19 protein-coding genes are annotated in these 19710 nt (G+C 67.0%); 7 read left to right on the top strand and 12 right to left on the bottom strand.

Annotated elements, in window-relative coordinates; all coding sequences use genetic code 11:
- Positions 1 to 2: 2 nt before the first annotated feature.
- From gspD to gspG, 9 genes are all read right to left on the bottom strand, one after another.
- A complete protein-coding gene (gene gspD / locus L1081_RS15235; protein WP_489412931.1) occupies positions 3 to 2333 on the bottom strand; it encodes a type II secretion system secretin GspD in 2331 nt (776 codons plus the stop codon).
- 2 nt (positions 2334 to 2335) lie between these two features.
- Entirely contained in the window at positions 2336 to 3136 is an 801-nt protein-coding gene (gene gspN, locus L1081_RS15230) for a type II secretion system protein N (protein WP_489412930.1), read from the bottom strand.
- Positions 3137 to 3146: 10 nt separating this feature from the next.
- Entirely contained in the window at positions 3147 to 3680 is a 534-nt protein-coding gene (locus tag L1081_RS15225; protein ID WP_489412929.1) for a type II secretion system protein M, read from the bottom strand.
- Entirely contained in the window at positions 3677 to 4888 is a 1212-nt protein-coding gene (gene gspL / locus L1081_RS15220) for a type II secretion system protein GspL (protein WP_489412928.1), read from the bottom strand. The genes L1081_RS15225 and gspL overlap by 4 nt, the downstream gene beginning before the upstream one ends.
- A 136-nt stretch (positions 4889 to 5024) precedes the next feature.
- On the bottom strand, positions 5025 to 6026 hold the full coding sequence (gspK, locus tag L1081_RS15215) for a type II secretion system minor pseudopilin GspK (protein WP_489412927.1): 1002 nt from the start codon (positions 6024 to 6026) through the stop codon (positions 5025 to 5027).
- Positions 6023 to 6709 (bottom strand): prepilin-type N-terminal cleavage/methylation domain-containing protein, encoded by a 687-nt coding sequence (locus tag L1081_RS15210; protein WP_489412926.1) that lies wholly within the window; start codon positions 6707 to 6709, stop codon positions 6023 to 6025. Before L1081_RS15210 ends, gspK begins: the two co-directional genes overlap by 4 nt.
- Positions 6709 to 7083, bottom strand: coding sequence for a type II secretion system minor pseudopilin GspI (gene gspI / locus L1081_RS15205; RefSeq protein ID WP_489412925.1), 375 nt, complete (start codon positions 7081 to 7083; stop codon positions 6709 to 6711). The genes L1081_RS15210 and gspI overlap by 1 nt, the downstream gene beginning before the upstream one ends.
- Positions 7080 to 7544: a GspH/FimT family pseudopilin gene (locus L1081_RS15200; protein ID WP_489412924.1), complete on the bottom strand. Its 465-nt coding sequence runs from the start codon at positions 7542 to 7544 to the stop codon at positions 7080 to 7082. Before L1081_RS15200 ends, gspI begins: the two co-directional genes overlap by 4 nt.
- On the bottom strand, positions 7519 to 7959 hold the full coding sequence (gene gspG / locus L1081_RS15195) for a type II secretion system major pseudopilin GspG (protein WP_018903564.1): 441 nt from the start codon (positions 7957 to 7959) through the stop codon (positions 7519 to 7521). Before gspG ends, L1081_RS15200 begins: the two co-directional genes overlap by 26 nt.
- Before the next feature lie 49 nt (positions 7960 to 8008).
- On the opposite strand from gspG, the gene L1081_RS15190 reads away from it, so the two are divergent.
- The gene (locus L1081_RS15190; RefSeq protein ID WP_489412923.1) at positions 8009 to 8632 is read left to right on the top strand and encodes a type II secretion system protein N; all 624 of its coding nucleotides are present in this window, start codon (positions 8009 to 8011) and stop codon (positions 8630 to 8632) included.
- Between the two features lie 15 nt (positions 8633 to 8647).
- Here the strand turns inward: L1081_RS15190 and ilvA are convergent, their stop codons facing one another.
- On the bottom strand, positions 8648 to 10261 hold the full coding sequence (gene ilvA, locus L1081_RS15185; RefSeq protein WP_489412922.1) for a threonine ammonia-lyase, biosynthetic: 1614 nt from the start codon (positions 10259 to 10261) through the stop codon (positions 8648 to 8650).
- A 50-nt stretch (positions 10262 to 10311) separates the two neighbouring features.
- Between ilvA and L1081_RS15180 the strand changes: the two genes are divergently transcribed.
- Entirely contained in the window at positions 10312 to 11442 is a 1131-nt protein-coding gene (locus L1081_RS15180) for a hypothetical protein (protein WP_489412921.1), read from the top strand.
- A 91-nt stretch (positions 11443 to 11533) separates the two neighbouring features.
- Here L1081_RS15180 and L1081_RS15175 read toward each other — a convergent pair whose 3' ends face one another.
- The gene (locus tag L1081_RS15175) at positions 11534 to 12739 is read right to left on the bottom strand and encodes a porin (RefSeq protein WP_489416786.1); all 1206 of its coding nucleotides are present in this window, start codon (positions 12737 to 12739) and stop codon (positions 11534 to 11536) included.
- A gap of 266 nt (positions 12740 to 13005) precedes the next feature.
- On the opposite strand from L1081_RS15175, the gene L1081_RS15170 reads away from it, so the two are divergent.
- The gene (locus L1081_RS15170) at positions 13006 to 13455 is read left to right on the top strand and encodes an OsmC family protein (protein ID WP_124960948.1); all 450 of its coding nucleotides are present in this window, start codon (positions 13006 to 13008) and stop codon (positions 13453 to 13455) included.
- A 12-nt stretch (positions 13456 to 13467) separates the two neighbouring features.
- On the opposite strand, the gene coq7 is transcribed toward L1081_RS15170, so the two are convergent.
- Complete coding sequence (gene coq7 / locus L1081_RS15165) at positions 13468 to 14097, bottom strand: 2-polyprenyl-3-methyl-6-methoxy-1,4-benzoquinone monooxygenase (RefSeq protein ID WP_489412920.1); 630 nt, start codon at positions 14095 to 14097, stop codon at positions 13468 to 13470.
- Between the two features lie 281 nt (positions 14098 to 14378).
- Here coq7 and L1081_RS15160 point away from each other — a divergent pair, with 281 nt between their 5' ends.
- The 4 genes from L1081_RS15160 (at position 14379) to L1081_RS15145 (ending at position 19640) form a co-directional block, all read left to right on the top strand.
- Entirely contained in the window at positions 14379 to 15566 is a 1188-nt protein-coding gene (locus L1081_RS15160; protein ID WP_489412919.1) for a porin, read from the top strand.
- Between the two features lie 197 nt (positions 15567 to 15763).
- Positions 15764 to 16744 carry an ABC transporter permease gene (locus L1081_RS15155; protein ID WP_012746238.1) on the top strand — a complete coding sequence of 327 codons (981 nt, stop codon included), beginning with the start codon at positions 15764 to 15766 and terminating at the stop codon, positions 16742 to 16744.
- Position 16745: 1 nt separating this feature from the next.
- Positions 16746 to 18020, top strand: a complete 1275-nt coding sequence (locus tag L1081_RS15150; RefSeq protein WP_489412918.1) for an amidohydrolase — start codon at positions 16746 to 16748, stop codon at positions 18018 to 18020.
- Between the two features lie 33 nt (positions 18021 to 18053).
- Positions 18054 to 19640: an ABC transporter substrate-binding protein gene (locus L1081_RS15145; RefSeq protein ID WP_489412917.1), complete on the top strand. Its 1587-nt coding sequence runs from the start codon at positions 18054 to 18056 to the stop codon at positions 19638 to 19640.
- Positions 19641 to 19710: the final 70 nt, after the last annotated feature.

Here is a 19710-nt window from a genome sequence, read left to right as displayed (position 1 = left end):
CTTCAGGGCAGTTCGCGCGAGCTGGTCGGATCGGCCGTGGGCGGCAGCGCGCCGCGCAGTGGGCTCGGGCGCAGGGTGCGCGTGTCGGCGGGCGGGCGCGGCGGCGGGATCAGCTGCGTGCCCTGGATGCGGTCGCTGCCGTTGCCGCTGCTGCTGCTGCTGCTGGTGTCGCGGCTGCCCGCGCGCGGCAGCGGTGCCTCCGGCAGCACGGGGGCGGCATCCACGCCGCGCAGCATGATGTTGTCGGTGTTCGGCTGGGTGCGCTGCTGCATGCCGCGGATCTCGTCGTAGCGGTCGTAGGCAAAGGCTTCGGTGGAGGCGCCGTCGCGCATGACGGCGGGGCGCAGGAACATCATCAGGTTGCTCTTGTTGCGCGTACGGATCTCGTTCTTGAACAGGTTGCCGAGCACCGGAATGTCGCCCGCCACCGGCACCTTCTCGATCGTGTTGCCGTAGTCGTCCGACAGCAGCCCGCCGAGCATGACCAGGCCGCCGTCTTCCACCAGCACGCTCGATTCGATCGAGCGCTTGTTGGTGGTCGGGCCGTTGGGGTTGTTGATGGTGTTGCCGTCGACGGTCGAGGTCTCCTGGAAGATGGTCATCTTCACGGTGCCGTTCTCGTTGATGGTCGGGCGCACGCGCAGCGTGAGGCCCACATCCTTGCGCTCCACCGTGGTGAACGGGTTGATGCCCACCGAGCCCGAGGTGCTGGCGTACTGGCCCGTGACGAAGGGCACGTTCTGGCCGATGACGATCTTGGCCTCTTCATTGTCCAGCGTCAGCAGGTTGGGCGTGGAGAGCACGTTGGCGTCGCCGTCGCTGTTGAAGAAGTTCGCAATCGCGCCCAGGATGTACTGGCCGCCGATCTTGCCGGCAATGCCGAGATTCAGCCCCGACGACGGCCGCACGTTGGCCACGTCGCGCGTGGCCAGTGCCTGCGTCAGCGCCAGGATGTTGGCGCTGGCCAGGCTCGAATTGGTGCCGATGACCGCGTTGTTGCCCAGCGCGCTCTGCCACTGGACGCCGAAGTTGGCGGCCTTCTTGGCGCTGACCTCGACGATCAGCGCCTCGATCATGACCTGCGCACGCCGGCCGTCGAGCTTGTCGATCACCGCGCGCATCTGGCGGTACTGCGGCTCGGGCGCCGTGATGATCAGCGAGTTGGTCGACGGGTCGGCCTGGATCTGCCCGCCGGTCGACGGCTGGTTGGCATTGTTCAGCGGTGCGTTGGCGGCCGCCGAGCCGCCGCCTTGCCCGCTGAGATTGACCGGCATGGCCTGGGGCATGTTGGCCTGCTGCTGCGGCGCGCCGCCGCCGCCGGCGGCACCCGGGGCGCCCGGCGTGCCGGGCAGCTGGTTGGCCGCCATGGCGGCGCGCAGCGTGGCTGCCAGCCGCACCGCATCGGCGTTCTTCAGGTAGACCACGTAGATGTTGCCGGCCGCGCCGTTGCTGCTTTCCGCGGGCGCGCGGTCGAGCTTTTGGACCAGCGTGCGCACCAGCGCCGCGCGCGCCGGGTTGGCCGCGCGCAGGATCAGCGCATTGCTGCGCGGGTCGGCCAGCAAGGTGGTGCGGAACGACGCATCGGCCGTGCCCGGCGCGGCGGCGCCCGGCGTGGCGCCCGAACCGCTGCCGTCGACCAGCCGGGTGATCAGCGGCAGCATGTCGGTGGCGATCGAATGCTTGAGCGGAATCACCTCGATGTCCGACGCATTGGGCACGTCGAGCGCCGCGATGATGCGCGCCAGCCGGCGCATGTTGTCCGCGTAGTCGGTGATCACGAGCGAGTTGTTGCCCGGGTTCACGTTGATTGTGTTGTTGGGCGGAATGAGCGGGCGCAGCACCGGCAGCAGGCTGTTCGGCGACTCGTAGTTGAGCCTGAAGATCTGCGTGACGATCTGGTTGCCGGCCACCGAGCCGGCGCTGGGCGTGGCGGTGTTGACGGTCTGGGTCTGGAGCTTGGCGTCGGCTTCGGGCACCACCTTGTAGAGCCCTTCGGCCTCCACCACCGCAAAGCCCTGCAGGCGCAGCGCGGAAGCGAACTGGTTGAACGCCGCGGCCGGCGCGATGGCGCGGTCGGTGACGAGGTTCATCGTGCCCTTCACGCGCGGGTCGACCACCACGTCGCGGCCGGTGACCACCGCCATGGTGCGGGCCACGGCCTCGATGTCGGCGTTGGCGAAGTTGAGCGTGATGGGCTCGCCCCGGCGCGGCGCATCACCGGACTGTGCGAAAGCGGGCGGCGCGGCCTGCAGGAAGGTGGCGGCTACCAGCACCTGCGCTGCGAGTGCAACGACGGCGAGGCGGCTGCCGGGCGAAGTCAGTGGCTTCATCATGATCAACCCAGGGTGATGATCGAACGCGCGTTGTCGCGCCGTCCGATGATGTTCAACAAATTGGAAAGCGCGTCTTCGCGGCCGGCCGCGGCACTGGCTTCGCCGTTGAAGCGAAAGGCGGTGCCGTCCCAGCTGCCGCTGCCGTTCAGCTGGAGGCTGCCTTCGCGCGTGCTCAGCAGCAGGCTCGGGCGGCTGCCGCCTTCGAGCGTGAGGCGGTAGCTGCCCATCGGCTTGAGCGTCGAGAGGCTGGACGAGACATCGGTGGCGTCGAGCGTGGCCTGGCCCGCGATGCGCAGCACGGGGCCCTCCCACTGCATCGAGAGGCCCCGGGTGGAGAGGTCGAGCGTGCCTTCGAGCCTGAGCGTGTTCCAGGGCGCGCCCAGGCCGGTCAGCAAGGTGGCGGGCCAGCGCGAACTGCCGTCGCCCCACTGCAGCTGCATGCCGCTCGCGCGCGCGCTGGCCTTGAGCTGGAGCGGCCGGGCCGCGCAGCAGGGCAGGTCGAGCACGGCGAACATGCCGCTCCACGCCGGACGCATGCGCCAGTTGAGCGCGCCGGGCAGCGACACCGCCTCGGCGCCGCCGGCGCCGCTGGCAAGCACCACGGCCGCGGTGCCGTTCCAGACCGTGCCGCGCGGGTTGACGAGCAGCAGCCGGCCCTGGCTCCAGGTCGAGAGCGCCGTGGCCAGCCAGCGCGCCGGCGCGAACAGCACCAGCGCCAGCAGCGCCCCCAGCACGATGCCGAGCAGGGCCCAGCGCCAGCCGCGGCGCGGCGCGGATTCGGCAAGGGAGGAGCGCGTCACCATGCGGCCGGGCTCAACGGGCTGCGGGCAGCGCCATCACGAGCGTGCCCTCCCAGCGCACCTTCGCGGGCTGCGGGTCCTTGCTGCCGGCGGCTGGCGGCGCGGCGGCCGCACGGGTCAGGTGGGCCTCGCGCGGCACCGCGTGCGCATTGCCGCGCGCCTGCGCCAGCCACTGGGCCACGGCCTCGGCCGGCGTGGCGCGCATCGTGATGGTGGCGGCGCCATCGCCGCTGGCCGTCATGAGCTGGGCATTGGCGCCCAGGCTCTCGCGCACCGAGGTTTCGAGGGCGCGCAGCGCGTCGTCCCGGTTCAGCCGCGGCTGCGCCTGCAGCGCCTTGGCGCGGTTCTGCAGCAGGGCCATCTGCTGCAGCTGCGCGTCGAGCTGCGCATGGTCGGCCGGCGCCGCGGCCAGCGTGCGCAGCGCGGGAGCGAGCGCAACCCACCACAGCAGTGCAAGCACCACGAGCGTGGCCGCAATGGCGACCATGCGCCGCTCGCGCAGTTCGAGGGCGGCCCAGCGGGCCCGGAGCTGTTCGCTGAAGTTCATCGCGCAGCCTCGGCCTGCACCAGCAGCAGGTCGCCTTCGGCGCGCACGCTGTAGCCGCGCGGGCCCATTGCGCCCGAGAGCCGCGTGAGCTCGGAAGGCTGCAGGCCCAGCCCGCGCAGGCGCAGCTGGCCGGCGCTGTAGTCGATGGCGCTGGGCGTTTTGCCCGGCGGGAGATGGGGGGCAAGCGCGCCGATCATCGGTTCGAGGTCGCTGCCCGCGACATCGCCCACGGCCTGCTGCAGCGCTGCGACTTCGCGCGCCATCTGCAGCGGCGCGTCGACCACGAGTTTCACGGACGGGAAGGTCTGGGTCAGCATGGTCTTGACGGCTTGGCGCTTGGCCTCGAGTGCATTGCGCTCCTTCCAGGCCCAGGCATTGAGGCCGATCAGTTGGGTCAGCAGCAGGGCGACGATGCCCCAGCGTGCGGCCCGCCACTCGGGCGCGTAGCGCAGCGTCTGCACCACCGATGCAAATTTCTTGCCGGCGCGGGCGCGGCCCGTCACGGCGAGGTCGAACTGCGCGAGCTCCCAGGGCGAGCGCGCCGCCTGAAGCCAGCGCTGGGGCGCCTGCACGATGGGCAGGCGGCGCTCGAGCAGGTGCTCGGCGGCTTGTGCAACGGCGGGTTCGGCGCTGATCACGGCGGTGTCCAGCGGCAGCCCGGCCGCGAGCGCCAGGCCGGCGCCCGTGAGCGGCAGCGAGACCACGCCGTCGGCATCGCACACCGTGAGTTGCGGCGCCTCGGCCTCGCCGGTGACCTGCAGCAACGGCGGGCCGTCCGCGGGTTGCGGCGCGAATTCGGGAACGATGCGCACCACGCGCCGCCCCACCGATTCCAGCCCCTGCACCAGCGTGCGCAGCCAGATGCGGTTGCAGGCCGCCACCCAGACCGGCGCGCCAGCCCGGGCCTGGGGTTCGAGCGCGAAGTGCAGGGCCTCGGGATCGTCGAGCAGATGCTCTTCGAGCAGGCCGTCGAGCACGGCGCGCAGCTTCGATGCGCTGCTCATGCTGCCCTTGGGCAGCGTGACGCGGTGCCAGGAAAGCGCCGCGGCCGGAATGCCGAGCGTGACTTCCGCGCTGGCCGGCAGCAGCGCGAGCAGCGCGCGGCCATGGTTGCGCAAGGCAATGCCGTCGTCGCCAGCCTGGGCCCAGTCGTACTCGCCCGCGGCGTCGGCCGGGGGGAGGGGGGCGATGAGCAACAGCGGGGTCATTTCGTTTTCAGGAGGGCGGGTGATTGTAGGGGTGCGTCGATGGTGCCATTGCTACTTTATTTGTAGCGTTTGACGTAGATGCGACGGGCTCTGGACGATGTATTGATGCAACAGAAATGAAGAAAGGAAGCCGCACTCAGGGTTTAGCCGGAGTGGCTGTGGCAAGGCCGGCGCCGCGGTTGCGCCAGATCGTCTTTACAGTGACGCCGTCGCGCTGCAGCAGCGAGCGCTCCTCGACCCAGGTGCGGTCGAGCCGCAGCCGGCCGTAGACCTCGAAGAACTGGGTGCCCACGCTGTGCTGGCCGGCGTTGAATTGCGAGCCGTCGCTCGGCAGCGCGGCGTTGGCGTCGGCAATCTGCTTGAAGTACGAGCGCGTGCGCTTTTCCACCAGCTGGCGCGCGCCGCTGATGTTCAGCGATGGCAGGCTGGCGCTGATGGCTTCGGCGCTCGCGGTATTGATGTTGAGCGGCGTGCGTATCGGGAGAATCGTCACGTAGGGCTCCAGGGCGGCCACGGTCGAGGGCGACAGGCCGAGCCACACCAGTTGCGAGACTTCCTGTGGCATCAGCGGCGCCGCGCCGGCATCGCCGCCGCTTGCGGCATCGGTGCCGGTGGCCAGCGCACGCGCGAGCGAAGCCGTCATCGCGCTGAGCTCCGAGGCCGGCAGGCCCAGGATGTTGAACAGCTTGGTGAAGGTGGCGATGCTCGCCGGCACCGGCTTGTTGCCGTCGACCAGCGACAGCACGTTGAGCTTGGATTGCGCATCGACCACGCGGCCCGACAGGAAGGCGTCGGGCAGTCCTTCGAGGTTGTCGCTGGCCACGTTTTTCTCGGCCGACAGAAAGCTCGCGAGCCGCGCTTCCGCGAGCGGCACGGCCCAGGGCTCGGCCAGGTGGTCGGGGCCGCCGGTGAGGCCGTCCTCGCGCAGGATCAGGCGCGACCAGTCGAGTGCGCCGATCAGCACCCACGCCGCCTGCACGCGTCCGCGCTCGGCCGCCTCGACTTCGGACGCACGCCATTGCTGCCACAGCGCCGCGGCGGAGAAGGTTGCGACCAGCATCACGGTCAGCATGGCCGCGAGCAGCGCGGCGCCGCGCTGGCGTTGCCCGTTTGCTCGGAAAACCTTCGATGCGGTCATGAGCGCGGCGCCCCCACCGTGGGCTTGACCCAGTCGCGCGTGAGCGTGCCCGCCAGCCCCTCGCCCGGAGACAGGGTCAGCACCAGGCGAACGCCGTCCGGCATGCTCACGAGGGCGCCGGCCGGGTTGGCCGGGTTCGCCGGATTGGGCGCGCTGGCCGGCAGTTCGCCTGCGGGCGTCCAGGCGTTCTCGCGGAAGTAGTAGAGCTGCCAGCTGGCGACCGGCATCAGCGCGACGTCGCCGCCGCCGCCGCCTTCCTGCGCCCATGAAGCGGCCAAGCTCCACGCCTGCTGCCATTCGCCGCGCGTGGTGAAGGGTGGCGACTGCCAGCGCCGCCAGCGGGTGCCGTCGGCACGGGTGCGCAGCGTCCACGCCACCACCTGCATGGCGGGAGCGCCCGCATCGCTGCCGCGCCGCGTGAGCCGCAGCACGCGGCCGTCCCAGTCGATCGGGCGGGTCTGCGCGATCGGGGTCACGGCGTCGAGATCGGCGCCCCATTGCGAAAGCGTGGTCTGCAGCGTCAGCACCGCGTCGGCGCGCTGCTGGTTCAGCGTGGTGGCGCGCGACATGTTGTCCAGGCCGCGCCAGCTCACGAGCGCCAGCAGCGCCATCACCGAAATGGCCACCAGCAGCTCGATCAGCGTGAAGCCGCGGCGGCCTCCCTGGCTTGCAAAGCGTCGCATCAGAAGCGGCCCACCACGGTCGAGATGCGCAGCACCGGCGTGTTGGCCTCGTCGCGCACCTGCACGTCGACGCGGCGGAAATTGGGGTTGAGCGTGGCGATGGTGGAGGTGGTCACGTTGAACGAGATGCCGGCCTGCACGCAGATCGAGCCCGAATCGCCCACCGCCGGCATCTGCCTGGCGAGCCGCGCCTTGGCAAGCTCGTTTTCTGCGCACAGGTCGGCCAGCAGCAGGTCGGACTGGCGCTGCGCATTGCGCGTCAGCGACATCGTGGCCTGCGAGCCCGCCGCGAGCGCCAGCGCGACGATGCCGAGCGCAATCAGCACTTCGATCAGCGTGAATCCGCCGCATGCCGACTGGCGCCAGGACCTCATGGCGTGCTCACGGTGAATGGTCTGAGGCCGTCGGTGGCAACGCGCAGCGACCGCGCGGGAGGGCCTTCGGAATACAGCACGATCTGCTGCGCGGCAATGATCGGATCGGGGCCCAGTTGCACCGCCGCCACCGGCGCGCCGCCAGCCAGCGAAGCCGTGGCGCTGATGCCGCTCGTGGCCCAGCCGCTGGGCAAGGCATCGGGCGGCAGGCCGTCGAACACGAAGCTGCCGCCCTCCACGATGCGCCACCGCACCGCGACGCCGCTGGCGCGCGACTGGGCGCGGGCCGATTCGAGCAGAGCAGCCAGCCGGTCGGCCTCGCGGTCGAGCCGGGCCGCGTTGGTGTCGCGCATCGCGAAGCTCACGCTGGCCGTTGCGATCGCGATGATCGCGATCACCACGATCAGCTCGAGCAGCGTGAAGCCGCCCGTGCGCCTACTGCCAGCTGCCGATGTCGGCATTCTTGCCCTCGCCGCCGGCCTGGCCATCGGCGCCGAGCGAGAGCACGTCGATTTCGCCCTTGATACCCGGATTCATGTATTGGTACGGATGGCCCCACGGATCGTTCGGCAGCTTCTCGACGTAGGGCTTCCAGTTTGGCGCGGCCGGCCCGGCGGTGGGTCGCACCAGTAGCGACTGCAGGCCCTGTTCGGCCGTCGGGTAGCGCTGGTTGTCCAGGCGGTAGAGCTTGAGCGCCTGCATCAGGTTGTTGATGTCGGTCCTGGCGGCGGTCACGCGGGCGTCGTCGGCGCGCTCGATCACGTTCGGCACGATCAGCGCGGCCAGCACCCCAATGATGACCAGCACCACCATCAGCTCGATCAGCGTGAAGCCGCGCTGGGCAGCGCGGGTGGCGTCGCGTAGGATTTTTTTCATAGCTTGAATGACATGGTTCGGAAGGCGCGCTGCATGATAATCCGCGGCCATGACAAGTCCCTATTCCGCCGCGCGCTGGCATGCCCCCGTTGCAACCACGGGCCTGTGGGCGCTGGCCGCCGGTGCGGCGGTGTTCTGGGGGCTGCGGCTCGCGGCGCCGCCCGAGCCCGTGGCCGCGGCCGCCACCATGCCCCGGGCGGCGGTCTCGGCCGATGCGGATGCGGTCGCGCGGCTGCTCGGCGTGGTTTCGGCCAACGAAGCGGCGCCTGCCGCGCCCGAGGCGGCCAGCCGCTTTGCGTTGTCGGGCGTGGTGGCGGACTCGCTCAACCAGGGCGCTGCGCTGATTTCCATCGACGGCAAGCCGCCGCGACCGTTCCGTGTCGGTTCACGCGTGGGCGACAACTACGTGCTGCAGTCGGTCGGGGTGCGCGCGGCGACGCTCGGCACCAGTGTGCAAGGACCGGCGGCTTTCACGCTGCAGCTGCCCGTGCGCGCGCCGATCAGCTTCGGCAGTTCCGCTCCTGCAGGGGCGGCGGCCTCGCCAGCACCGACGGCCAGGCCGAACGGGCTTTTTCCGGCGACGGTGCCTCCCGTGGTGGCGCCGCCCGCCGCCGGGGCCGCACCGCCGCAGCCGGGGTCTGAGCAGCAGCCACCGGCGCAGTCTGCGCAGTAAAGGCCAGGCGGCCGCTCAGGCCTGCAGGAACAGCCGATACGCCGGATTCGCCGTTTCCTCGACGTAGGGATAGCCCAGCGTTTCGAGGAAGTCGTCGAAGGCCGTCGCGTCGCCGGCCGGTACCTGCAAGCCCACCAGGATGCGGCCGTAGTCGGCGCCCTGGTTGCGGTAGTGGAAGAGGCTGATGTTCCAGTTCGGCCGCATCAGGCTCAGGAACTTGAGCAGCGCGCCCGGGCGCTCCGGAAACACGAAGCGCAGCAGCCGCTCGTCGTGTGCAAGGCTCGTGCGCCCGCCCACCAGGTGCCGCAGATGCTCCTTGGCGAGCTCGTCGTGCGTGAGGTCCAGCGCGTCGAAGCCATGGGCAATGAAGGTCTGCGCGATGGTTGTCGATTCGCCGCGGGTCGAGGTGGTCAGGCCCACGAACACATGCGCCTTGGCCGCGTCGCTGATGCGGTAGTTGAACTCCGTCACGTTGCGCAGCGCGCCGCCGGTCGAGCCCGTTTCCTGCGACTCGCTGGCCGGCATCTCGCCCACCAGTTCGCAGAAGCGGCGGAAGCTGCCGCGCTCTTCGGGAATGGTCACTGCGAACAGCGCCTCGCGCTCCTCGCCGACCTCCGCGCGCTCGGCCACGAAGCGCAGCCGGTCGAAGTTCATGTTGGCGCCGCACAGGATGGCCGCGTAGGTTTCGCCGTGGCGGCCGTGCCCGGCCACGTACTGCTTGATGGCGGCCACTGCCAGCGCGCCCGCCGGCTCCACGATGCTGCGGGTGTCAACGAACACGTCCTTGATGGCCGCGCAGACCGCATCGGTGTCGACCGCGATGTATTCGTCGACCAGGTTGCTGGCGATGCGGAACGTCTCCTCGCCCACCAGCTTGACGGCCGTGCCGTCCGAAAACAATCCCACGTCGGGCAGGCTCACGCGCTGGCGCGCTGCCACCGACTGCATCATGGCGTCGGAGTCGTTCATCTGCACGCCGATCACCTTGATCTCCGGGCGCACCGCCTTGATGTAGTTGGCCACGCCCGAGATGAGCCCGCCGCCGCCGATGGCCACGAAGACTGCATCGAGCCGGCCCTGGTGCTGGCGCAGGATTTCCATGGCGATGGTGCCCTGGCCCGCGATCACGTCGGGATCGTCGAAGGGATGCACGAAGGTCAGGCCCTGCTGCGCCTGCAATTCGAGCGCATGCAGGTAAGCGTCGGAATAGCTGTCGCCATGCAGCACCACCTCGCCGCCGAAGCCGCGCACCGCATCGATCTTGAGTCGCGGCGTGGTCACCGGCATGACCACCACCGCACGTGCACCCAGCTTGCGCGCGCCCAGCGCCACGCCCTGCGCGTGATTGCCGGCCGATGCGCAGATGACGCCACTCGCGAGCTGCTCGGCCGAGAGGTGCGCCATCTTGTTGTAGGCGCCCCGCAGCTTGAAGCTGAACACCGGCTGCTGGTCTTCGCGCTTGAGCAGCACGGTATTGCCGAGCCGTTCGCTGAGCGCATTGGCTTTCTCGAGCCCGGATTCGACTGCCACGTCGTAAACGCGGGCGTTCAAGATTTTCCTGAGATAGTCGGCGGGCGTCAGTGCCGGCACAGGTACGTCGCGCACGGTTTTGTCCAAGGGAGTCTTCAATTGATAAATGACGATGATAAGAGGCATCGGGACTGCGTACGGGATATGGCATGGACACAAATGTCATAAACCTCATCCAGAGAGCCCCGGCGGCGAACGATTCCGGTTTTTTTGCGCGCAGCTATCCCGCGAACCACGGGCCCGCCAGTCATTCAGCAAATGAGCAAAATCTGTTAACCGTTTTTGTCAGCGACCTTTCCAAAGGGTTGATGCAGGCGGAGGCCGCCCGCGTGCAGCGCGGCGAAATCGGACGGCCGACCTGGCAGGTGATGGGCAACAGATTGCGCGCGCACATCATTCCTTTGCTGGGCGCTGTGCCGGCGCAGGCATTCGCTACTTCCGATGCGCAGCGGCTGATCGACCATCTCGGAGCGCAGGGCTTCACCAGCACGACGATCGCGCAGTACCTTGTGTTGCTGCGAAAGGTGTTGATGCACGGCGTGAACATCGGCGTGCGTCGCGATGCACCTGCCTTTCCGAAGGTCAAGGTGCGCAGCCAGCCGCGCGGGAGCTTCAGCGTTGCGGAATACCGGAGCATCGTGGCGGCCGCGCGCAGGTTGCGTGGACAGCCGCATCCGGTGCTCGATCAGCTGGCGTCCGGCGAGCGCTTCTGGATCGCGCGCGAACTGCTCGTCATGCCGGAAGAGCTGCCATGGCTGATCCGCTGGATGGTCAACACCTTCGTGCGCCCAAGCGACATCAAGCTCATGAAGCACCGGCACATAGAAACCGTGCGCGGCAAGCACGTCTATCTGCGCATGAACCTGCCCGAAACCAAGCGGCACAGCCAGCCCATCGTGAGCCTGCGTCCGGCGGTACGGGTCTATGAATGCCTGCTTGCGCATCGTCGCGAGCAGGGCCTTGGCGGCGCGGAGGACTACATCTTCATGCCGCAATTGAAGAACCGCGAACACGCCCTGGCCGTGCTCAACTTTCTTTTCCATTGGGCCTTGGAAGCAACGTCGCTCCAGAAAGGCCCGCAGGGCCAGTCGAGGACGCTCTATTGCCTGCGCCATACCGCCATCACCTTGCGGCTTTTGTACGGGCAGGGCATCGACATGCTGACCTTGGCGCGCAATGCGCGCACGAGCGTCAACATGGTCGAACGTTTCTACGCTTCGGTTCTGAGCGGAGAAATGAATGTGGGACTGCTGCAAAGCAGGCGTGGCCGCGCGAACTGAGCAAAGCCAAAAAGCCGCCCGGCTTGCGCTGGGCGGCTTGATACTGGACTGATTCGAACTGGCTGAAGCCAGCATTGGAATCAGGCCGCGATCAGAAGGCGTGGCGGATGCCGAAGTCGTAGCCGGTCGAGGTCTTCGGGGTGAAGATGCTGTTGCTGACGAACTTCGGGCTGAAATCGCCGCTCACCCTCAAGTCCGCACCGTTCTTGTTGCTGATGCGAGCAACCGTTGCGTACAGGGCCGTGCGCTTCGACAGGTTGTGCACGTAGCCGAGTGCCAGCTTGTTGGCCTTGGGGTTCGGCTCGTTGAAGAACGGGTTGTTGTCTTCCGTCTTGTACTTCACGGCCGAATACGATGCGCGGATCAAGCCGGCGCCCACCGGGACCGTCACGCCCAGCAGCCAGCCATCGAGCCTGTCCGAAGCCACGGAGGCCGGGCGGGCGAAGAAGTCGCCGTCGATATCGGTCCTCTCCCTGGCCCGGGACAGTTCGCCGAAGAGCTTCACGGGACCGAAGTCGTACGAAGCGCCGAGGTTGAGGGTGTTGACCTTGGTGGTGGTGCCGTCGTAGTAGTTGTCGCCGACGGTGTTGCTGCCATAGGCCAGCGCAACGTCCAGGGGACCGTTGGCATAGCCGAAGCGGCCGCCCACGTATCGGCCGGTGCGCGAGTTGTTGGCCTCGTCGGGCGTGGCCAGGCCCGGGCTGTACTTGGTCTTCTCGTGGAAGCCGTACATCACCTGGCCGTAGAAACCGCCCAGGTTCGCCGGCAGGAAGTAGCTCACCGAGTTGCTCGCGCGGGTGGGGTTGCCGAATGCGCTGGTGGCCGTCTGGATCAGGTTGGTGCCGACGCCGTTGGTGCCGAACGGATCGAACACGGAGTTGTTGTAGAACGACGGCGTGTAGTCACGGCCGAGGCGGACTTCACCGAAACCACCCGACAGGCTCACGGTCGAACGGCGAGCGAAGGTGGCAACACCCTGGCTGCCGTCGTCATTGGCGACCGGGGCTTCGAGCCAGAAGCTGGCTGCCAGGCCGCCACCGAGGTCTTCCGTACCGCGGAAGCCCAGGCGGCTACTGCTGTTGCCCGAATGGGACATGCCGCGGCTACTGGTCCTGACGCTGCCCCGGTTGACGTAGAAGGGGTCATAGGCGACCGGGAAGCCGAAGGCGTTGTACGTCACGCCGTTGTTCAGGTCGCGCGAGCTGTTCGAATAGCCGCTGATCGAAGCGTCGACCACGCCGAACAGCGTAACGGACGACTGGGCCGAGGCAACACCGGCAACAGCCAGGGCAGCCAGAGCAACTGCCCTTCAGGTCCAAAAACTAGAGTGGGCCCGCAGCCGTTGCAGGCTTTGAAAAGAAAAAAGCCCCGAGCCTTGCAGCTCGGGGCTAAATCCACCAATTGGAAGGGTGGAGGAGACAACCGGTGCGCACGGTTTCGTACGCCATGAAATAAAGTATATCGGTTGTTTGTTGCGTTGCAACAAGCAAGTGACGCTTTTCCCACACACAAACGGATGTTGGCGTGATTTTTTGCTGAACATCCTGAATGGATCTGACACAGATGGAATGCACAGTAAGTTGGACCGGCGACGCCGGAACGCGCTCGGCCATGGGTTTCGTGGCCGAGACAGGCAGCGGCCATGTCTTGATGATGGACGGCGCGCCCGATGCCGCCAAACCCGAGAACGGCGGCCAGAACCTGGCGGCCAGGCCCATGGAAACCGTGCTCGCGGGCACGGGGGGCTGTACTGCCTACGACGTGGTGCTGATACTGAAGCGGGGCCGCCACCGCGTCGAGCGCTGCAGCGTCAAGCTGACCAGCGAGCGCGCAGAAAAGGACCCCAAGGTCTTCACCAGGATCCACATGCACTTCACCGTGGCGGGCAAGGGCATTCCTGCCGCGGCCGTCGAGCGTGCGATTGCCCTGAGCCACGAAACCTATTGCTCGGCCAGCATCATGCTCGCGAAGACCGCCGAGATCACCACCAGCTTCGACCTGATCGAAACCTGAGTCCGCAAGGCCTCAGATCCGGTGCGCCACCGTAGTCATCACGCGGGAGGCGAGCCGCATCAGGGCCTTGGCCGGGGCTGGCAGTTCCGCCGCGCCGGCGTCGATGGCCTGTGCGGCGTGCTGCGCCTCGTCGATCTTCATCTGCTCGACCACGGCCCTGGAAGCACTGTCGGCGGCCGGCAGGCGGCCGAGATGGCTCTCCAGGTGGGCTTCCACCTGGCGTTCGGTCTCTGCAACGAACCCGAGGCTCAGTGGATCCCCCAGGCGTCCGGCTATCAGGCCCAGGCCGAAGGCACCCGCATACCAGAGCGGGTTCAACACAGAAGGCCGGGCACCGAGTTCGTCCAGCCGCTGGCGCGTCCAGGCCAGGTGGTCGGTTTCCTCGTGCGAGGCCTCGAGCAGGCGGGCCCGCAGGACCGGGTCGCGCGCCACTGCGGCCTGCGCGGTGTAAAGCGCCTGGGCGCACACCTCGCCCACGTGGTTCACCCGCATCAATGCCCCGGCCTCGCGCCGCTCCGAATCGGTCATTTCGCCCGGCGCCTGGATGGGCGCAGGCGTGGCCCGTGTTGCATGGGGCCGGGCAAAAAGGGTGCGCAATGCCGCATCAGCCGCAGTCAGAACGGGGTCGAACGTGGAAGTCATGCCCGTATTTGAACGTATGCGGAAAGAGCAGCGCGAAACAGTTGCTTCATTTCACATCGTGGTTTGTGAGCGCGCCAAAGTCCTTTGTTGCAGGACTGCAACGAAACGCGCGGGCCACTGGAGATTTCGGGCGATTTGTTTTGCCCTGCCGCAGCGGCTCTGGTGCAATAGCATCAACTTCCCAAAAGGAGGTTGGCCCGGGGTCCGGTGGGAGCACAAAGTGCCAGTCACGGTGAGCCCTTCGCACCGGAGCCCTATGTTTAACCTTGGAGAAACTTGCAATGAAAAAATCTCTAGTTGCTCTGGCTGCCCTGGCTGTTGCCGGTGTTGCCTCGGCCCAGTCGTCCGTTACGCTGTTCGGCGTGGTCGACGCTTCGATCAGCAGCTATTCGAGCACCTCGCGTGACCTGAACGGTGCCACGTTCCTGAACCCGTTCTACCTGAACCAAGGCAGCGTCAAGGTCAGCCGTCGTGAACTGGCTAACTCGGGCTACAACTCCAGCCGTCTGGGCTTCCGTGGTACGGAAGACCTCGGTGGTGGCCTGGCAGCGAGCTTCTGGCTCGAAGCCCCGATCAAGAACGACGACGGCTCGGAAGGCGTTCAAACGTTCAACCGTCGTTCGACCGTGAGCCTGTCGGGTGGTTTCGGTGAAGTTCGCCTCGGCCGTGACTACAGCCCCACGTTCTGGAACGACACCGTGTTCGATCCGTTCGGCACCAACGGCGTTGGTACCAACCTGATTCACACGGCCTCCGCCGAATTCGGTCGCCCCACCCGTGCAAGCAACACCATCGGCTACTTCCTGCCGCCGAACCTGGGTGGCTTCTACGGTCAGCTGCAGTACGGCTTCCATGAGAAGACCAAGTACGATCCGGGCACCGCTACGCCTAACGTCGCGAACAACTCGCGCACCGGCCGTAACATCGCTGGCCGCTTCGGCTACGCGAACGGTCCTCTGGACGTCGCAATCGCTTACGGCAGCAGCACGGTTGGCGACCAGTTCTACGCTGGCACGACCACCAAGGTCAACACGCTGAACCTCGGCGCTTCGTATGACTTCGGTCCCGTGAAGCTCTTCGGTGAAGTGTCGCGCAGCAAGAACAAGGTCGACTACGAAGTCACCCCGTTCGCATCTGCTGCAGACGTCGACCTCACCGGCTACCTGCTCGGCGTGACTGTGCCGGTCGGCGCTGGTTTGATCCGCGCTTCGTATTCGCACGTCAAGTACGACTTCAACGAAGTCCAACTGCCGTTCGAACCGTCGGTTGCAGACCCGAAGGCCAACAAGCTGGCTCTGGGCTACGTGCACAACCTGTCGAAGCGCACGGCTCTGTACGCAACGATCGCTCGCGTGAGCAACAAGAACGGTGCAGCTCTGACCGTTGGTGGCCCGGCTTTCATCAACAACGCCGTCTTCACCCCGAAGAACTCCACCGGCTACGACTTCGGTATCCGTCACGCTTTCTAATTTGAGGCTGGCCTTGCGCCAGCTTTGATCGAAAGACTCAAAAGCCACTCGACGAAAGTCGGGTGGCTTTTTTATTTGTGGCTTCGCTGATGTTGCATGGCTACATCCGAAGCGCACCATCCGCGTGCACCCCCGGGGAATCACCGTGCGGGCACGCACCTTGCACTGCTAGCATGCCTGTTCACTTTGCTTGCTGAATGATTGCCTTCGTCCTGCGCCGCCTGATCCAGGCCGTGATCGTCATGATCGCGGTCGCGTTCATCGCCTTTCTTCTCTTCCAATATGTGGGCGACCCCGTCGTCTTTCTGCTGGGCCAGGACGCCAAGCCCGAGCAGATCCGCGAGCTGCGCGCCGCATTGGGGCTCGACCAGCCCTTCTTCGTGCAGTTCTGGCACTTTCTCGTCAATGCAGCCCAGGGCGAGTTCGGCCTGAGCCTGCGCCAGGGCGCGAAGGTGTCGCGCCTCATCGGCGAGCGCTTTCCGGCCACGCTCGAACTCGCGCTCGTGGCTGCGGTGCTGGCGCTGTTCATCGGCATCCCGATGGGCGTGTACACCGCACTGCGCCGCGGTACCTTCCTGAGCCAGGTGTTCATGACCGTGTCGCTGCTCGGCGTGTCTCTGCCCACCTTCCTGATCGGCATCCTTCTGATCCTGGTCTTTGCTGTGATGCTGGGCTGGTTTCCGAGTTTCGGGCGCGGAGAGACCGTGCAGTTCGGCTGGTGGAGCAGTGGCCTGTTCCGGGCCGACGGATGGCATCACATCATCCTGCCGGCCGTCACGCTCGCGATCTTCCAGCTGACCCTGATCATGCGGCTGGTGCGCGCCGAGATGCTCGAGGTGCTGCGCACCGACTACATCAAGTTTGCGCGCGCACGCGGCCTGACGAACCGCGCCATTCATTTCGGCCATGCGCTCAAGAACACGCTGGTGCCGGTGATGACCATCACGGGCCTGCAGCTCGGCGGCCTCATCGCCTTTGCCATCATCACCGAGTCGGTGTTCCAGTGGCCCGGCATGGGGCTGCTGTTCATCCAGGCCGTGACCTTTGCCGACGTGCCGGTGATGGCGGCCTACCTGTGCCTCATTGCCTTGATCTTTGTGGTGATCAACCTGGTGGTCGACCTGCTGTACTTCGTGGTCGATCCGCGGCTGCGCGTGGGCAAGGCGGGAGGACATTGAAATGACGGTTGTCGCAGCAGCTGCAGCACCGCGACTGCAAGCCTCGGGCAGGGCGTTTGCGCACATCGCGAGCTTCTACCCGGAGATCACGGCCTTTCGCCGCGACCTGCACGCCCATCCCGAGCTCGGCTTCGAAGAGGTCTATACGGCCCGCCGCGTGCGCGAAGCGCTGCGTGCCTGCGGCGTGGACGAGATTCACGACGGCATCGGCAAGACCGGCGTGGTGGGCGTCATCCGCGGCCGCTCCACGGCGAGCGGCCGGATGATTGGCCTGCGCGCCGACATGGACGCGCTGCCCATGCGCGAGGACAACGACTTCGGCTGGCGCTCCGCCAACGACGGCCTGATGCACGGCTGCGGGCACGACGGGCACACGGCGATGCTGGTCGGCGCGGCGCGCTACCTGGCCGAAACCCGCAGCTTCGACGGCACTGCGGTGCTGATCTTCCAGCCTGGCGAAGAAGGCTTTGCCGGTGCGCGCGTGATGATCGAGGACGGCCTGTTCGACCGCTTTCCGGTCGACTCTGTCTATGCGATGCACAACTGGCCCGCCATGCCCGCAGGCACGGTGGGCATCAACCGCGGCGCCATGATGGCGGCGGCCGACCGCATCACGATCGAGATCAAGGGCAAGGGCGGCCACGGCGCCCATGCCTACCAGACCATCGACCCCGTGGTGGTTGCCGCGCACATCATCACGGCCGCGCAAACCATTGTCTCGCGCAGCGTGCGGCCGATCGATGCAGCGGTGGTCAGCATCTGCGCGGTGCAGGCGGGCGACCTGGGCGCGATGAGCGTCATTCCGGGCGAGGCCACGCTGGTGGGCACCGTGCGCACCTTCAGCGCGCGCGTGCAGGCGCAGGTCGAGCAGCGCCTGACCGAACTGTGCACGGCCGTGGCCGCGGGCTTCGGCGCCACGGCCACCATCAGGTACGAGCGCATCTATCCGGCCACCATCAACACCGCACCGGAGGCGATGTTCGCGGCTGACGTGGCCGAGTCGCTGGTGGGCGCCTCCAACGTCGAGCGCAGCATGGAGCCCAGCATGGGCGCCGAGGACTTCTCCTTCATGCTGCAGAAAAAGGCCGGCGCCTACCTGCGCATCGGCCAGGACGCCAAGTGCGGCGCCTTCCTGCACAACAGCCGCTACGACTTCAACGACGAGATCCTGCCGCTCGGCGCCGCATTGCATGCGGGGCTGATCGAGCAGGGCATGCCGCTGGCTGCTACCCGCAGCGAGCAGCCCGTGAGAGACGCCGCTACCGCGACGCCTTGATGTATTTCAGATTCCAACCCGAGGAGTGTTCCCATGAGTTTCCAGAAGAAGGCGGCCGCGGTCGCAGTTTTGTGCCTGCTGGGCGCCACCAGCCTGATGGCCGGCGCGCAGACCATTCGCGTCGCAAACCAGGGCGACGCGCTGTCGCTCGACCCGCACTCGCTCAATGAGTCGCTGCAGCTGAGCACCACCGCCAACGTCTATGAAACGCTGGTCGGCCGCAACAAGGACCTGAGCGTTGCCCCGCTGCTGGCCACCAGCTGGAAGCAGACCTCGCCCACCGTGTGGCGCTTCGAACTGCGCAAGAACGTCCAGTTCCACGACGGCACGCCTTTCACGGCCGACGACGTGCTCTTCAGCTTCGCCCGCGCCGCCGGCGAGGGCTCGGACATGAAGTCCAACACCACCGACATCAAGGAAGTGCGCAAGGTCGACGCGCACACCATCGAGATCGAGACCAAGGGCCCGTTCCCCATCCTCCCGGACGTCATCACCCAGCTCATGATCATGAGCAAGAAGTGGTGCGAGGAGAACAAGGCGGTCACGCCCGTCGACCGCCGCAAGGGCATCGAGAACACCGCCTCGTTCAAGGCCAACGGCACGGGTCCGTTCCGCGTGCGCGAGCGCCAGCCCAACGTGCGCACGGTGTTCGTGCGCAATCCCACCTACTGGGGCAAGATCGAAGGCAACGCGCAGGAGATCATCTTCACGCCCATCGCCAATCCCGCCACTCGCGTCGCGGCGCTGGTGTCCGGCGAGATCGACGTGATGGAGCCGGTGCCGGTGCAGGATGTGGCGCGCATCAATGCGAGCCCGAGCGCGCGCGTGATCTCCGGCCCCGAACTGCGCACCATCTTCCTGGGCATGGACCAGAAGCGCGACGAGCTGCTGTACTCCAGCGTCAAGGGCAAGAACCCGTTCAAGGACAAGCGCGTGCGCCAGGCCTTCTACCAGGCCATCGACATCGCCGGCATCCAGCGCACGGTGATGCGCGGCGCATCGCGTCCCACGGCGCTGATGGTCGGCCCCGGCATCAACGGCTGGAACGAAGCGCAGGACAAGCGCCTGCCCTTCGACGTGGAGGCCGCCAAGAAGCTGCTGGCCGAAGCCGGCTATCCCAGCGGTTTCGAAGTGACCATGAACTGCCCGAACGACCGCTACGTGAACGACGGCCAGATCTGCCAGAGCGTGGCTTCCAACCTCGCGAAGATCGGCGTCAAGATCAACCTCGCGGCGGAAACCAAGGGCACCTACTTCCCCAAGATCCTGCGCCGCGACACCAGCTTCTACCTGCTGGGCTGGACCCCGACCACCTACGACTCGCACAACGCGCTCACGGCGCTGATGGCCTGCCCCGACGACAAGACCGGCGCCGGCCAGTTCAACCTGGGCGCCTACTGCAATCCCAAGGTCGACGAGCTGACCAAGAAGATCCAGTCGGAGACCGACAAGCCCAAGCGCGACGCGATGATCAAGGAAGCCTTCGACCTGCACACCGCGGACGTCGGCCACCTGCCGCTGCACCAGCAGGCGCTGGCCTGGGGCGTGAGCAAGAAGGTGGCGCTGACGCAGATGGCCGACAACTACATGCCCTTCAAGTGGATGAGCATCAAGCCGTAAGGATGTCTGCCCCCCGGCTTTTCACTCCGCTGCGCTGCGTGTAATTCGCCACCCCCCGAGGGGGTGGCAC

Origin of the sequence: Variovorax sp. MSC1_012, assembly GCF_023667525.1 — a bacterium.
GTDB classification, from domain to species: domain Bacteria; phylum Pseudomonadota; class Gammaproteobacteria; order Burkholderiales; family Burkholderiaceae_C; genus Variovorax; species Variovorax beijingensis_B.
The sequence above is the reverse complement of the archived record's forward strand: the minus strand, read 5'-3'. Positions and strand labels throughout refer to the sequence as shown.

Bases quoted from the DNA above. Each gene is read 5' to 3' on its own strand.
- gspD (WP_489412931.1), bottom strand. From the start codon at position 2,333: ATGATGAAGCCACTGACTTCGCCCGGCAGCCGCCTCGCCGTCGTTGCA.
- gspN (WP_489412930.1), bottom strand. From the start codon at position 3,136: ATGGTGACGCGCTCCTCCCTTGCCGAATCCGCGCCGCGCCGCGGCTGG.
- L1081_RS15225 (WP_489412929.1), bottom strand. From the start codon at position 3,680: ATGAACTTCAGCGAACAGCTCCGGGCCCGCTGGGCCGCCCTCGAACTG.
- gspL (WP_489412928.1), bottom strand. From the start codon at position 4,888: ATGACCCCGCTGTTGCTCATCGCCCCCCTCCCCCCGGCCGACGCCGCG.
- gspK (WP_489412927.1), bottom strand. From the start codon at position 6,026: ATGACCGCATCGAAGGTTTTCCGAGCAAACGGGCAACGCCAGCGCGGC.
- L1081_RS15210 (WP_489412926.1), bottom strand. From the start codon at position 6,709: ATGCGACGCTTTGCAAGCCAGGGAGGCCGCCGCGGCTTCACGCTGATC.
- gspI (WP_489412925.1), bottom strand. From the start codon at position 7,083: ATGAGGTCCTGGCGCCAGTCGGCATGCGGCGGATTCACGCTGATCGAA.
- L1081_RS15200 (WP_489412924.1), bottom strand. From the start codon at position 7,544: ATGCCGACATCGGCAGCTGGCAGTAGGCGCACGGGCGGCTTCACGCTG.
- gspG (WP_018903564.1), bottom strand. From the start codon at position 7,959: ATGAAAAAAATCCTACGCGACGCCACCCGCGCTGCCCAGCGCGGCTTC.
- L1081_RS15190 (WP_489412923.1), top strand. From the start codon at position 8,009: ATGACAAGTCCCTATTCCGCCGCGCGCTGGCATGCCCCCGTTGCAACC.
- L1081_RS15180 (WP_489412921.1), top strand. From the start codon at position 10,312: ATGGACACAAATGTCATAAACCTCATCCAGAGAGCCCCGGCGGCGAAC.
- L1081_RS15170 (WP_124960948.1), top strand. From the start codon at position 13,006: ATGGAATGCACAGTAAGTTGGACCGGCGACGCCGGAACGCGCTCGGCC.
- coq7 (WP_489412920.1), bottom strand. From the start codon at position 14,097: ATGACTTCCACGTTCGACCCCGTTCTGACTGCGGCTGATGCGGCATTG.
- L1081_RS15160 (WP_489412919.1), top strand. From the start codon at position 14,379: ATGAAAAAATCTCTAGTTGCTCTGGCTGCCCTGGCTGTTGCCGGTGTT.
- L1081_RS15155 (WP_012746238.1), top strand. From the start codon at position 15,764: ATGATTGCCTTCGTCCTGCGCCGCCTGATCCAGGCCGTGATCGTCATG.
- L1081_RS15150 (WP_489412918.1), top strand. From the start codon at position 16,746: ATGACGGTTGTCGCAGCAGCTGCAGCACCGCGACTGCAAGCCTCGGGC.
- L1081_RS15145 (WP_489412917.1), top strand. From the start codon at position 18,054: ATGAGTTTCCAGAAGAAGGCGGCCGCGGTCGCAGTTTTGTGCCTGCTG.